Source organism: Actinokineospora sp. PR83 (assembly GCF_021056305.1).
GTDB classification, from domain to species: Bacteria; Actinomycetota; Actinomycetes; order Mycobacteriales; family Pseudonocardiaceae; genus Actinokineospora; species Actinokineospora spheciospongiae.
The window spans coordinates 1-13,983 of record NZ_JAJCXD010000126.1 but is presented as its reverse complement, the minus strand read 5'-3'; the positions used below and the strand labels follow the sequence as shown (position 1 = coordinate 13,983).

Genomic DNA, 13,983 nt, shown 5'->3' with positions numbered 1-13,983 from the left:
GCTCAGCCGCCCGGCCTCGGCGCCCGGTCACGGGGTCGCAGCGGGTGCAGGAACGAGGCGACGACCTCCCCGGTGCGCGGGAACGAGGTCGGGTCGGACAGGCCGATGGCGGCCGGGGTGCGCCCCGGCCGCCAGGTGTAGCTGCCGAACAGGTGGTCCCACACGGCCAGGTCCGAGCCGTAGTGGCCCGCCTCCGCCAGGTCGGTGCTGTGGTGCAGGCGGTGCTGCTCCGGGCTGGCCAGCACGTGGTTCAACCACCCGATGCCGACGTCGATGTTGGCGTGGGTGAAGTAGCCCTGGAGGACGACGAACAGGCCGACGGCGAACACCGACTGGGCGGAGAAACCCACCAGCGCCAGGGACATCTGCACCACCACCTGGGTCATGGTGATGTCGAGGACGTGGTTGACGCCGTTGTTGCCCACGTTCACCTTGTCCGGGACGTGGTGGACGCCGTGGAACCGCCACAGGAACGGGTTGCGGTGGCTGAACCGGTGGAAGGCGTACCCGCCGAGCGAGCCGAGCAGCAGCGCCGCGGGCAGCTCCAGCGGCAGCGGCCACCCCGGTTCCAGCGGCGCGATCGCCTCGACGGCGGCGGCCACCAACGACTGGGCCAGCGCGGTGCCCAGGGCGGTGAGCAGGAAGTACAGCGCGTACACGCCCCACTCGCGCGGTTCCGGCCGCCACTGCGGCTCGAACGGGATCAGGTGTTCGAGCAGGGCGAACACCGCGATGATGGTGAGGGTGACCACCGGGCTGACCACACCGGGGTCCCAGCCCCCGGCGACGGCGACCACGGCGGTGGCGAGGGTGGCCAGGAGCAGTGCGGGGTAGGCGATCCGGCGCAGGAGGGGGTGCGGCGAGGTCTCCCGCCGAGGCAACGAGTCGACCACTGAGCACTCCTCACGATCACCGTCCGGACACGCGGACGTGCGACTGCCACGGCGAACACTCGACAGGCAGGGGAATGGTGCGACGGTCCACATTGACCGTCGAGAGTGGAAAGTGGAGTCGGATCGTTCCGACCACCACGAGGACGGTCGCGCGGCGGTGTGCGCCCCGTCCGAGCGCCAACCGAAGATCAGGTCGCGGCAAAGGTTACCGATTATTTCAAACGCCGGGCAATGCACCGTTCGGTTGACGGGGATTTTCCGAGTACAAGCAGGTCCGGGCAACAGTTGTTCTGCGCCTCCTGGCCCATGCGGTGATCCGCTCGGAGTATGCCGGGTACGGCACCGTCCGGCGGCTCTCGCGCGCCCGGACCCGGAATAGGGCTGGTAGCAGTCCCGGCTCGCAGCTTCCGGACAGCACGCGTCCCGTTCGCGGTTTCAGGACACCGAAGGAGCACGCCGCCGTCAGCGAGGGGAGCGGGCGATCACGCAGCGCCACGACGGGCGGAGTGGACCCGCACCCGCTGCGCCACAAGGAGGAAGCGGTGCGATCGACACCACACCCCCCGTGAGGACTGCTCAGGAATGGCGGTTCCCATTTCTTTGGGAATGGGTACGGCCGATTTCCGCGTCACGAACAGTATTTCAGGAGGCGGACATCTCGTCGTCACAATGTGCGGATTAATCCAGACAGGTCGGGCTATTCGGGGGCGGGCGGATCGGTCCGCACGGGGTCGACGCCGTTCCACGGGATGACGCGCAGGGTCCGGGCGGCCTGCTCCCCCGTACCCGGGTCCGTGATCCGCTCGTCGTCCACCAAGAGCGTTTCGCGGATGAAGTCGCCGGTGAGGCGGGTCGAGGCGGGGCCGCCCGGGTTGATCAGGACGTCGACGCCGTCGGCGAGGTGCACGACCAGTTCGTCCAGGTCGACCCGGTGCCAGCCGGGCGGGGTGAGGCGGTCGCGGTGCGGTTCGCCGGTGACCACCACGACGCAGGGGACGTCGTCAGGGGACTTGGTGATCAGCGGGCGGCCGTCGGCGTTCACCGCGAGGTCGAGCGCGGTGTCGCGCAGGACCAGTTGCAGGTGGGAGGTCTCGGCGCGGGCTTGGAGCACCAGCCGCAGGACGGCGTCCATGGGGTCCGTCGGGGAGTCCCCACCGGCGGGGCGGTAGTCCCGGTTGGGGCGGAAGCGGCCGAGCCCGCCGTCCTCGTCCACCGGCCACAGACCGACCACCGCCTCCGGTGGTGGCGCCTCCCCCGCGGCGGGCCGCCAGGTGGGGTCCATCAGCAGGAACCAGTTCTCCAGCGAGTCCTCGGTCCGCTCCGGGTCGTCGGTCATGGTGTCCATCGTGGTCCCTCCTCCTGGGCGCGGTCCACCGGGGTCACAGCCAGTCGGGCCACTGCAGGGACGCCGCCACGGAGTGCTCGCCGGGACGGGACACCACCGGGTCGCCCGCGAGCTCGATCAGCTCGGCGGCGCGGGGCGGCAGGACGACCCGACGGGGGGCCCCGGTCTCGTCGACGCCCTCCAGGGTCACCGAGCGCACCAGCTCGGCGAGTTCGGGGCGGGTCGCCAGGAAGGCCAGGACGACCGTCCACAGCTCACCAGCGCGCGGGTGGCCCGCGATGGCGTCCGCCACGGCCAGCAGGTTCAGGTCCCCGCCGCGGTCGCGCAGGTCCCGCACCAGCTCCTCGATGACCCGCTTGGCCGCCTCGTCCACCGGGAGCCCGGCGAGCGACTCCGCCGTGGGCTCGTCCGCCGGGCCGGGGTCGCCGGGGGTGAAACCGGCCAGGCCGGGCAGCTCGGCGGCGTCGGCCAGCCCCGCCAGGCGGGCGAGGTCGGGCAGCACGTCGTCGCCGGGGAGGCCGCCCGCGACGGGCGCGGTGGGCGCCTCGGGTGCGGCGGGCGCCTCGACCGGGCCCACCCCGGGTGCGGAGGGAACACCGGCGGACACCGGGGAGACCCCCGCGAGGGCGTCGCGGTGCAGGTCGGCGATCGGGTGGCCCTTCGGCACGGCGAGCAGGCCGCTGCCGCCCGCCCAGCCCGCGGGGCTGTGCACCACGGCCTCGGCCGGGCCCAGGTCGTCCGCCCGCAGCCGGGGGTCGGCGTGGACGCCGCCGAAGCGGGACAGGATCTCGTTGGCGGCGATGGCCGCCGCCGCGTCCCGGCTCTCCCGGGTGTCGCGGTCCAGCTCGGAGGCGAACCGGTCGTACTGGTCCATGGGCGCCTCGTCGTGGAAGACCTCGTTCACGTCGAGCAGGGCGATGCCCGCGCCCGCCGCGAGGTCGTACAGGTCGGCGACGTTGGTCAGGTAGTCCAGGTCCAGCTCGTCGTCCTCACCGCTGACACCGTGGCGGGCCTGGCCGAGCACCTGCCACCGCATCGCGGCGCGGGCGATGTCGCCGCGCGACACGTCGGTCCACAGCACCGCCTTCCACCGCTCCCCCGCGGTGCGGGCGGTGTGCAGCAGGTTGTCGCGGAAGTGGGCCACCGCCCCGGCGGTGCGCAGCGCGCCGCCCAGCACCACCGAGTGCACCAGGCGCGGCAGCTCCAGCAGCTCGGGCAGCGGCGGCAGCCCGCGGTCACCCGCCCAGGTGTAGCGGCGCTCACCCGCGGCGGACCGCGCGACCGCGCTGTCCGGGCCCTCCGCCAGGGCGGACGGGGTCAGGTCGGCGTGGGTCGGGGTGGGCTTGGTGAGGTCGAGCCGCTTGATCAGCTCGGCGCCCTCGGCCGCGGACAGGTCGGCGTGGTCCTGCCCGGCCAGGTGCGGCTGCGGCGCGGGCGGAGCGGGCGGGTCGAACACGCCCTCGCCGTGCGCCTCGTCGGCGGCCACCCACAGGTCGATCACCGCCGCGGACACCGAGTCGGCGTCGTCGTCGGTGGACCGGGACGGCCCGGCACCCTCGTCCTCCATCACGACACCGGGCCGCTCGGCGGTGGGCGCGGGGCTGTCGGCGAGCGGACCCGGCACGTCGAGCCGCTCCCCCGCCGTGCGGAGGCCGCCGCCGTCGGGGAACGACCGGGTGCCGTCGTCGAACAGCGTCACCGGGGAGTCCGGGCCGCGCACGGCACCGCGGTAGCCGTCCTCGCGCAGCAGGTCCGCCAGCCCGCCGAGCCGGTTGCCGAGGGCCGGGTCGGCCACGCGGCAGCTCAGGAACACCAGCTCCGAGTGCTGGCGCCACGCCTGCCCGCCGGGCAGCGCGGAACTCGCGAGCAGCCGCAGCACCCCGGCCTCGTCGATCCGCACCTCCTTGCCGTCGGACTTGCGCTGGACGGCGAACCCGTCGGCGGAGTGGTGCAGGGCCACGGAGTAGGCACCCGGGTCACCGGCGCCGTGCTCGAAGGCATCCGCCAGGATGCCCGCCTCACCCGCCCGGGGGAACGCCACGCCGACCACCTCGCCGGAGGCGTCGGTCAACGGGGTGAACACCACGTCGTCCAGGTCGACGTGCCCGGGGGCGAACAGCTCGGTCAGCGGGACGGGGTTGTCCAGGGTCCCCGGGGCGGGGGTGGTCGAGGGTGCGTCCTGGGTGGGCGCGTCCGGGGTGGGCGCGGCGTCCGGGGTGGCCATCTCGACGCCGGGGCGACCGCCGCCGAGCACCAGGAGGTCCGACAGCGCCATAACGTCGATGATGACGGTGCGCCTGCGGGTGGCCAGGTCCGGCCCGTCCGGGCGCGGGTTCTGGCTGCGCCCACCCGAGTGGACGGTCGGCTTGAAGGACTCCGGGTTCGGCAGCGCGGCCCGGTCGTGGCCGTGCCGGGCGTACCGCTCGCGCTCGGCGTTCATGGTGTCCATCAGCAGGTCCCGGACGGCGCGGGCGCGGGCCTCCCCGGTGCGCGTCGCGTGGGTGCGGGAGTTGCCGTAGCCGACGATGGTGATCCGCGGCGGGAACTCGTCCGGCCCGCGGCGGCGCATGTCCTCGAACAGGCCGTAGGCCAGTTCCTGGACCTGCCACCGGCCCTGGTCGTTGAGCTGGGTCTGCTCCTTCTCGAACAGCACGGTTGTCTGCTCGGGCGGGGAGATGGCCGTGGGCCTGATCCCCATGGCCTCCTCGTAGAGCACGTCGTAGGCCGCCGGGTCCATCCCGTGCGACGGGGCGGCCTGGTCGGTGGGCTGGGGGCGCGAGGAGGAGGCGACGGCCTGCCCCGGGGTCGGCTGCGCCTGCGGGGGCGCCTGGGTGGGGCGCGGGGCGGGCTGCTCCGGGGCCGGGTTGGTGCGCGAGCCGGGCCCGCGGGCGGGCGCCTCGGACACCTGGTTGGCCTGCTCGGCGGAGCGGGCCCGCGGCGGCGTCCCGGGGTCGAGGTGGAACGGGTTGCCGTGCGAGGACCCCGACCCCGAGGACGAGGGCCGCGACCCGGTCGAGACCGCGTCGAACTCGCGGGCCAGGTCTTCGAGGTCGAACGGGTCGGAGTGCCGGGACTGCTCAGGCAGGTCCGGCAGCACGGCGCGGGCGGCGTCCCAGTCCACCAGGGCGAGCGCGTGCTCGTCGGGGAACAGCCCGTCGACGGCGACGTTGTCGCGCAGCTCCTGCTCGCTGAGCGGGCCGAAGCGGTGGTAGCGGCCGAAGTTGTCGTCGTAGAGCAGCGCCGGGTCGACGAACTCCGCCGCGCGCATCACCTCGTGGTAGGTGTGCTGGTCGGTGCTGCGCAGGAAGCCGAACAGGCCCAACCGCAGCAGGTCGAGGTTGAGACCCGCGCCGCGGTGCTGGTTCAGCATCGACGCCAGGGTGAGCACCAGGTGCGTCGACCCGGAGGTGCCGGTGCTGACCAACCCGCCGGTGCCCTCGGCCTGCTGGTGCAACCCGCCCCCGGAACCGAGCTGCTCCGGCTCGATGGGCGGCCTGTCTCCCGAAGTGGACGATCCGTCTTCCGCGGTGGACGGGCCTGCCTCCGCGGTGGACGACTCCGGTTCGACGTAGAGGGCCATCTCCATGCGGTTGTTGGCGGGAATCCACCGCAATTCGCCGTCGCGCACTCCGGTGGACAGCTCGCGCTGGCTCAGCGGCGGGTAGACGTCTCCCGGCCTGGCCCGAGTCAGGATGCTCCGGGTGAGCTCGTCGATCTGCCGCTGCCGCTCCGCCCGGGACAGGGACGTGTCCTCGGAGAGCCGGGTGATCTCCCGAACGGCGTCGGTGGGGTGCCGCTGCGGCCGCTCCCCCTCGATGCGCGGGTGGCGGGTGTGCAGGTCGGGCAGCGCACCGAGCAGTTCCTCACCCCGGGCGAGGGACCAGATGAGCGTGATCCGCTCGCGCAGGTTGCCGGACTGCACCACCTGCTGGTTCTGGGTGCCGACCCCGACCGCCCCGATGAGGGAGGGCTCGTTCTCCCCGACCCAGCGCTTGCGCCGCTGCGGCACCGCACCCCAGACCGCCTGGGCGAACCGCCCGAACTCGGCCTGCACGTCAGCGCGCCGCATCAGGTAGTCGGCCAACCGGCCCTCGTACTCCTCGGCCCGGCGCTGGAACTCCAACCGCGCGTCGAACCAGCTGCGCGAGAAGTCCCCCAGGTCGGACAACCGCTGCGGCCCACCGGTGGACGACCCGCCGCCGTCGTCGTCGCCCAGGGTCACCGAGCGGACGGCCGGACCACCCGCGGCGGAACCGGGCGCCGGGACGCTGCTGCTGCGGTTGGCCGAACCGACGGCGGGTTCCGCGGCGACAACCGGCGCACTGTTGCGGCGGGTGGTCGAGTCGCTCGCGGGCGGGCGGGCACCGTTCGTCGCCGAGTGGGCGGGCGCGAGGTCGAGAGGCGAGTTGGCGGGGGTCGCGCCCGCCGTGGTGGGAACAGACCCGGGGGTGACAGGCCCGGTGCCGAGGGGGCCGGGGGTGGCCAGGTTGAGGGCGGACGGCCTGGGGCCTGCCGAGCTGGGGGTGACCGGGCCGGGCCTGGTGGGCGCGGACGTCGCCTGCTCGGGAGCGGCCGAGCTGGGGTTGACCTGCTCGGGGCCGACCACGTTGGGGGTGGCCGAGTCGGGGCCTGCCAGGTCGCGGGTGGCCGAGCTGGGGTCAGGGCTGATCAGGCTCGGGGTGGCCGAGTCGGCGTTGGCAGGCTCAGGGGTGGCCAGGCTCGGGTTGGCCTGCTCGGGGGTGGCTGGTGTGGAAGTGGCCGAGTCGGGGGTGATGGGCTCGGGGGTGGCCGGGGTGGACTCCTGACCGTTGGAGGCGCGGGACTGCTCGGGAGCGGGCTGGTTCCCGACCTGCCGGGTGGGTGCGGCCGAACTGGGGTTGACCTGCTCGGAGCTGACCACACTCGGATTGGCCGACTCGGGAGTGACCAGGCTCAGGCCGGCCGGAGTGGACTCCCGGCCGTTCGAGGCACGGGACTGCTCAGGAGCGGGCTGGTTTCCGAGCTGGGCGGATTCGGCCGGGGTGGGGGTGGCCTCGGCGTCGGTCCGCGTGGACTCGGGTGCTGTGCTCGCTTCGGCAGTGGTGCCCGCGGGCTCGCCCACCGTGTCGGGAGCGGGTGCCTCCGGGGTACGGGGCGTACCGGGGGTTTCGCCCTGCCGGGTGACCTGGGCCGACTCGTTCGCGGTGTCGGTGACCGCCGATTCCGGGGTGGTGTTCGGCAGGTGGCCTGCGGCGGGGGTCGCGTTCTCCTCGGCGATGGCGCCGTTCAGGTCGCGGGCGGCCGCCTCGGCGTTCGAGGGGGTGCGCACCGGTCGGTGGGTCGGGGTTTCGGGGGTGGCGTCGCCCTGGGGGGTTCCGCGCCGGGGTGACGTGGAGTCGCCCCGCTCGACGGGCGTGCGCGGCTCCGGGACCGACCGGGTGCGGCTCGGCGTGCCGGGGGTGCTGTCGGACGACTGCCCCGCGGTCTGCCGCCGATCGCCGGGCGAGGTGGAGCCTTCGGCACCGCCCTGCCGCTGCCGGGCACGCTCGGCTTGACGCTCCAACTGCTCCTGCACCTCGCGCCTGCGCCCGGGCGACTCGCTCTCGATCCGCTGCTGCACGCGCTCCTGCTCGGCCTCGAACCGGGCCCGCTCCTCCGCCAACTCCCGAGCCGCGGCACCATCCTCCCGCGCGGGCCCACCGGGCGTCTCCCCGGTGGAGCCCGCATCCGAAGCCCGCTCGGCAGCCGACTCCTCCACGGGACGCTGCCCGGCGGGAACCTCACCCTCGGCAGCCTCGTCACTCACGCGCTGCCCGGCACCGGCCTCTTCTCCGACCCGCTTCGCCGCGGCTTCCTCAGCCTGCTTGGCCGCGGCTTCCTCCTCGGCCCGCTTGGCAGCCTCTTCCTCAGCCCGCTTCGCCGCAGCCTCCTCGGCCCGCTTCGCCGCGGCTTCCTCCTCGGCCCGCTTGGCAGCCTCTTCCTCAGCCCGCTTGGCCGCGGCCTTCTCCTCGGCTCGCCTGGCCGCCTCCTCCTCAGCCCGCTTCGCCGCAGCCTCCTCTGCCCGCTTCGCCGCGGCTTCCTCCTCAGCCCGCTTGGCGGCGGCTTCCTCAGCCCGCTTCGCCGCAGCCTCTTCCTCAGCCCGCTTGGCGGCGGCTTCCTCAGCCCGCTTCGCCGCAGCCTCTTCCTCAGCCCGCTTGGCGGCGGCTTCCTCAGCCCGCTTCGCCGCAGCCTCTTCCTCAGCCCGCTTGGCGGCGGCTTCCTCAGCCCGCTTCGCCGCAGCTTCCTCCTCAGCCCGCTTCGCCGCAGCTTCCTCCTCAGCCCGCTTCGCCGCAGCTTCCTCCTCAGCCCGCTTCGCCGCAGCTTCCTCCTCAGCCCGCTTCGCCGCAGCCTTCTCCTCGGCTCGCCTGGCCGCCTCCTCCTCAGCCCGCTTGCGGTCGGCTTCGGCCTGGTCCGCTTGGCGCTGCCGCTCCTCGTCAGCGGTGCGCTGGGCGTCGTCGGCGGAGTTCCCGCCGTTGTCGGAGTCGTTGTCCGCCCGGGAGCTGCCGTCGTCGGGGGTGGTGGTGCCGGCGGGGGCGGGGTTTTCGCCGCGGGCCGCGGCGAGGGCGGTCTGGTAGGCGTCGTAGGCCGACCACCACTTGCCCGCGGCTTCGTCGGCGGCGGTCTTGCCCTTCTCGACCTCCGCGATGCCGTCTTCCATGGCCTCCGGTGTCAGCACCTCGTCGAGGGCGTTGCGCATCCCCTCCAGCTGCACCACGGCCTTGTTCCAGGCTTCGCCGGTCTCCTTGAGCTCGGTGACCGCGTCGACCAGTTCCTTGGGCAGCGCGGTGGTCGCGTCGGGGGTGCTGCGGATGACGTAGGCGTCGTGCACCGTGACGTCGGCGGCACCCGTCTTGAGCGTGCTGAACAGGCCGCCGGTCGGGCGGAAGACGAAGCGGAACTCGGCGGTGCGCAGGTCGGCGCGGGTGACCTTCTCGTCGGGCTTGACCGCCTCGGGCGACTGGGGGGTGGTGATGCTGCCCGCGGGCTTGGTGACCTCGGTCGTGCCGACGAGGTCCTTGGCCGAGATGGGCAGCCGCTTGCGGGTGGCGCCGAACAGCGACTGGAAGTTCCGCCGTCCCTCGCTCGGCGAGTTCGCGCCCGCCGGGTGGCCCGCCCCCGCGCCCACCGCGAGTGCCGTCGCCCCGGTCCTGTACTCGTTGCCGGACTTGAACTCGACCTTGACCTTCCGGCCCGCCTTCTCCGAACCCTTGACCTCCACGGCCGCGCTGGCCGAGGCCAGCCGGGGCGGGTCGGGGAAGCGCACGTGCACCTCGAGTTCGCCCTTGAGGTGCGACGGCAGCGGGACGACGAACTTGCCCTTGTCCATGGCGCCGACGCCGACCTTGGCCGCGACGACGTTCAGGCCCGACCGGAGGGAGGCGACCGTGGCGGCATCGACCTTGGCCCCGCCGCCCTCGATTGCCTTCTCCGCGCCCCGGCGCAGGTCGGCGACGTCGCCGAGGAAGTGCTCGACGAAGAAGGTGCCCTCGGGCGGCAGGCCCGTCTTGTGCCCGCCCCGGTGCCAGGCGGCCAACCCGTCCGCGGTGTGCTGCGCCTTGTCGGTCACCGGGGTCACCGGGTCCGCCTCGCCGTAGGTCGCCTTGCCCGCGGTGCGGGCGGGGAGGGAGTCCTCGGCGAGCTTGACCACGGTCACGTCTTCGGTGGTGCCCTTGACGCTGACCAGGGTCTCGTTGGCCCGCTCCTGGCCGCTTGCGTCGACCTCGACCTCGCGCTCGATCACCAGGTCGAACGACAGCGGGCCCCGGTGGGCGGCCATCGGGCCCGCGGCGGTGGCCGACTGCTTGTGGTCGACCTGCTGCTCCACGGAGGTCTTGCGGTCGAACTTGCCCAGATCGGCCCCGGCGTCGGGGCCCGCGGTGAGCGCGCCGCTCGGCTCGCCGAAACCGGTCGTCTTCCCGGCGTTCGCCGGGTCGCCCTGCTTGGTGATGCCCATGCCGGGGCGCACCGAACCGTTGACCGACGCGATGGTGACGCCCTGGGAGCGGTCGCTGGTGTTCTTGATGGTCGTCTTGGCCGCCGCGGTCGTCTGGTTGACGTGGTCGATCCCGGCGAACGTCAGGGTGCCCTGGAAGTTCGACTTGAGCGTGGCGTAGTAGGTCTTCCCGGAGAGGCGGTCCTCCAGGCGGACCGGGACGGAGCGGCCGCCGTTGAGGGTGGAGTTGACCGACCGGTCGGCGTGGGCGAGGAACTCGCTGAGCGCGCGGACGTTGTGGTGGTTCTCCGCCAACGCCGAGTCGGGCAGGAGCCGGGCGGCGAGTTCGGTGCCCAACTGGCTGCGCACCTGCGGCAGGATGGAACGCAGGTCGATCGGCGTGGTGACCCGGCCGATGCCGATCGACGGCTTGGCCGAGTCGACCAGGGTGGCGGGCGAGGGCAGGGTCCGGTCACCGTGCTGGGAGAGCGCGGCGGGCGCGGGGGCGGGCTCGCCGTTCATCCTGGCGATCTGCGCGTCGGTGGCCCACATCAGCACCGCGTTGTCCAGGTGGAAGCTCTCGCCGGACTTGCCGATGGCCGCCGGGTCGGGCTTGGAGAACCGGTGCAGGAGGTTGTCCCGGTGGTGGACCTCGGCCACCACCGCGACGTCGAGGTCGACGGCGACGAGCGACTTCTTGACCGGGACGCCGTGCTCGTAGACGGTGCGCTCGACGCTGGTGACCTCACCGCCCTCCTTGCTGCCCCAGCGCGCGGACAGGGGGGTGAAGTCGGCGATGAAGATGCCCCGCGGGCTGACGGTGTTGCCGGGTGCGGCGGTGGTACCGGTGCCCGACACGACCGCCACGCCCGTGCTGGTGGCCCCGAAGCCGTTGTCGGTGCCCCGGCCCGAGCCCGTGGTGGTGCGGTTGCCCGTCCGCTCCTGGATCTTCTGGAACTCGACGGGTCCGAGCTTGCGGGCCGCGGTGGGGGTGAACACCACTCCCGCCCGGCCGTGGCCGTCGGCGAGCCTGCGACCGTGGCCGATGCCTTCGATCTTGGTGACCTCGCTGAACAGCGTGGGGTTGTGCTTCATCGCGTCCGGGCTCAGCTTCGACTGGATCATCCTGATCCTGGCCCCATCGGCGAAGGTGAAGGCCGGGTCGTTGCCCGAGGCGCGCGCCATCGAGTCCTCCACCGACTTGACGGCGTTCTCGCTGCCGAGCACGGCGACGATCTCGGCGTTGTCGAAGACGTGCGAGTCGGGTACGAGGAGGTTGTCGATGGCGGGCGGCCTGTTGGTGACCTGCTGGTTGGTCGGGGTGATCGTCAGGGGGGCGGGTTGGGTCGTGCTGACCAGCTTGTCCGGGACGAAGACCTCCAGCGGCACGACGTGCGGCGCCACCGGGGTCGAGGCGGTGGACGCGCCCAGCGTCTCGACCTCGGGCACGGTGCGCCCGCGGCTGCCGAAGGTGATGGCGCGGGTGCGCTCGTTGAGCCGGTTGTAGGACCGGACCTCCTGGCTGATCTCCAGGGTGCCGCGGAACTTGTGGAACTTCCGCGTGTCGACGGTGCCGTCCGCCTTGAGGGCGTCGCCGTCGGTGCGCACGACCGAGCCCTTGTCCCCGACGCTCAACTTGTCCGTCGCGGACCTGGTCTGGGTGCCCTTCACCTCGGCGATGTAGACGCCGAAGGCGTTGCCGACCGGGCCCTGCACCCGGGCTTGGCCGCCGAAGGCGAAGGTTTTCTTCTTGCCCTTGCCGAACTCCACCTCGGACTTGGACTTGGCGGTGCTGCCGCTCTCGGCCTCGTTGACCGCCTTGCCGGGCACGTCGGTGAAGTCGGTCAGCTTCGCCCGGAGGGTGATGACCGCGTGGTACTCGCGGAAGACGCCCTTCTTGACGATCTCCATGGTCAGGCCGTTCGGCGAGATCATGGTGTCGACCAGCTCGGACAGCTGCGCCGAGGTCAGCTTGGTGGCCAGGTCGTCGCCCCGGGCGAGCAGCTCGTTGACCCGGTTCTGGGTGGTGTTCCACTTGGCCAGGTCGGGCGAGTCGAACGTGCGGAGGAACTTGCGCGAACTCAGGTGGTACCAGCGGTGGCCGGGGGTCTTCTGCAGCAGTTCGGCCACCTTCTCCCGGATGTGGCCGTTGTCGTAGAGCTCGTTGATCTTGGCGCCGCCCAGGGACAGCTTGGACTCCATGTGGGCGGGTCCGTAGTGGACCCGCGGCGGGGTGGGCGCGGCGGGGGCGGGCGTCGTGTCGGGCGTGGTGCTCGCGTTCGCGGTGTCCGCGTTCGCGGTGTCCGCGTTCGGCTTCGCGGTGTTCGGCGTCGCGGTGTTCGGCGTGGTGCCGGTCGTCGTGTCGTCGGAGACCATCCCGGCGCGCTCGGCGCGGTCGCGCCGGGTCCACTGGACGGCCTCGACGTGGCCCGCCAGCGGCACGGGGTCGTGGCCCACCCGGCGGATCTGCAGGTCGTAGACCGCCCGGTAGCGCACGGCGTCGCCGGTCGTGGACAGGGTCTCCTTGGCGACGTTGTTGTGGGTGATGTTCTGGGAGTTCTCCTTCGAGAAGCTGAACCCGCCCGTCGGCCCGCCGCCGACGAAGAACGCCGGGGTGTCGACGCCCCAACCGAAGAAGGCGATGCCCCCGATGGTGCGGGAGGTGGTGTGCTTGTCGCCGGAACCGATGTCCAGGGCGTCGGTGTCGGTGTGCTTGACGTCCTTGGGCTGTTCGATGACCTGCACGTACCGGGTCACCGCGCGGACCTCGACCTGGTCGACGGCCTGGGACCAGCTCTTGCTGTGCTTGCCCTTGTGCAGGATCTGGTCGGCCCGCACCCAACCCTCGTCCTTGCCGACCGCCGTCGGGTCGGACACCGCGTTGGGGATGACCTTGTCCGTGAGGGTGGCCTCGGAGAACATTTCCCGCAGGGCCGTGCGCCCGTCGGCGCCCACCGCCATGAGCTGCTTGGGGAACAGCCCCTTGGCCTGGTCGAAGAAGCTCTTGCCGCCCTCGGTCTTGGCGTGCGCGGTCTCGACCGCGAACCGCCTGGGCATGGCGTTGGTGGGCGCGACGAAGGGGCCCGCGGTGCTCTCCTGCTGGAGGGTGGTGGGCACGCTCAGCCCGACCTTGCCGGTGACCGACTGGACAGCGCCCACCCTCGCACCGGAGGCGTCGAAGAGCGTGTAGGTGATCTTGACCGGGACCTCGACGTCCTCGAGGGCCTTGAGCTCCACGGTGGAGCTCTGGGTCGCCTTGTAGGTGGACTTGTGCTCGTGCGCCGCGCTGGGCGCGGCGGGCAGGTCGAGGCCCGCCCCGGCGAACATGGGCGGGATCGCGGTGACGCTCGCCTGGACCCGCGCGACGCCGTCCCTGGCGTTCTCGGACTTCTGCTCGTTGGTGGACTCGATCTTGGCAGTCGGCTTGGCCTTGCCGTACTCCTTGGCGTCCTCGGTCTTGGCCGCGCCGTCGTCGGTCTTGGCTGTGGCGCCGTCCGCGCCGTCGGTCTTGGCCGCCTCCGCCTTCTTCTCCTTGAGCGTGAGGCCGTCCCAGAGGGGCTCGGAGAGAACGTGCAGCTCCATGTGCTTGCCGTTGACCCTGATGGCGGTCGTCTTGCCCGCGCCCATCAGGGTCAGCACAGCGCCCTCGACCTGCTCCTCCTGGATCCGCTTGACGTCGGCGTTGCCCGCCAGACCCCGGACCAGGGCGTCGAGGCCGGGGCGGACGTCGGCACCCACGACCCTGTCGATCTGCTTGATCTTCCCGGCGGAGCGGTTGTCCCGGGAGTACGCGG

Annotated in this window: 3 protein-coding genes; all 3 read right to left on the bottom strand. The window is 72.7% G+C overall.

Annotated features, from left to right (window positions below):
* Window positions 1-2 precede the first annotated feature (2 nt).
* Window positions 3-893, bottom strand: coding sequence for a sterol desaturase family protein (locus L6E12_RS32315; RefSeq protein WP_236231718.1), 891 nt, complete (start codon window positions 891-893; stop codon window positions 3-5).
* Between the two features lie 697 nt (window positions 894-1,590).
* Window positions 1,591-2,238: a type VII secretion system-associated protein gene (locus L6E12_RS32310; RefSeq protein WP_236231717.1), complete on the bottom strand. Its 648-nt coding sequence runs from the start codon at window positions 2,236-2,238 to the stop codon at window positions 1,591-1,593.
* Between the two features lie 34 nt (window positions 2,239-2,272).
* Window positions 2,273-13,927 (bottom strand): hypothetical protein, encoded by an 11,655-nt coding sequence (locus L6E12_RS32305; RefSeq protein ID WP_236231716.1) that lies wholly within the window; start codon window positions 13,925-13,927, stop codon window positions 2,273-2,275.
* Window positions 13,928-13,983 lie beyond the last annotated feature (56 nt).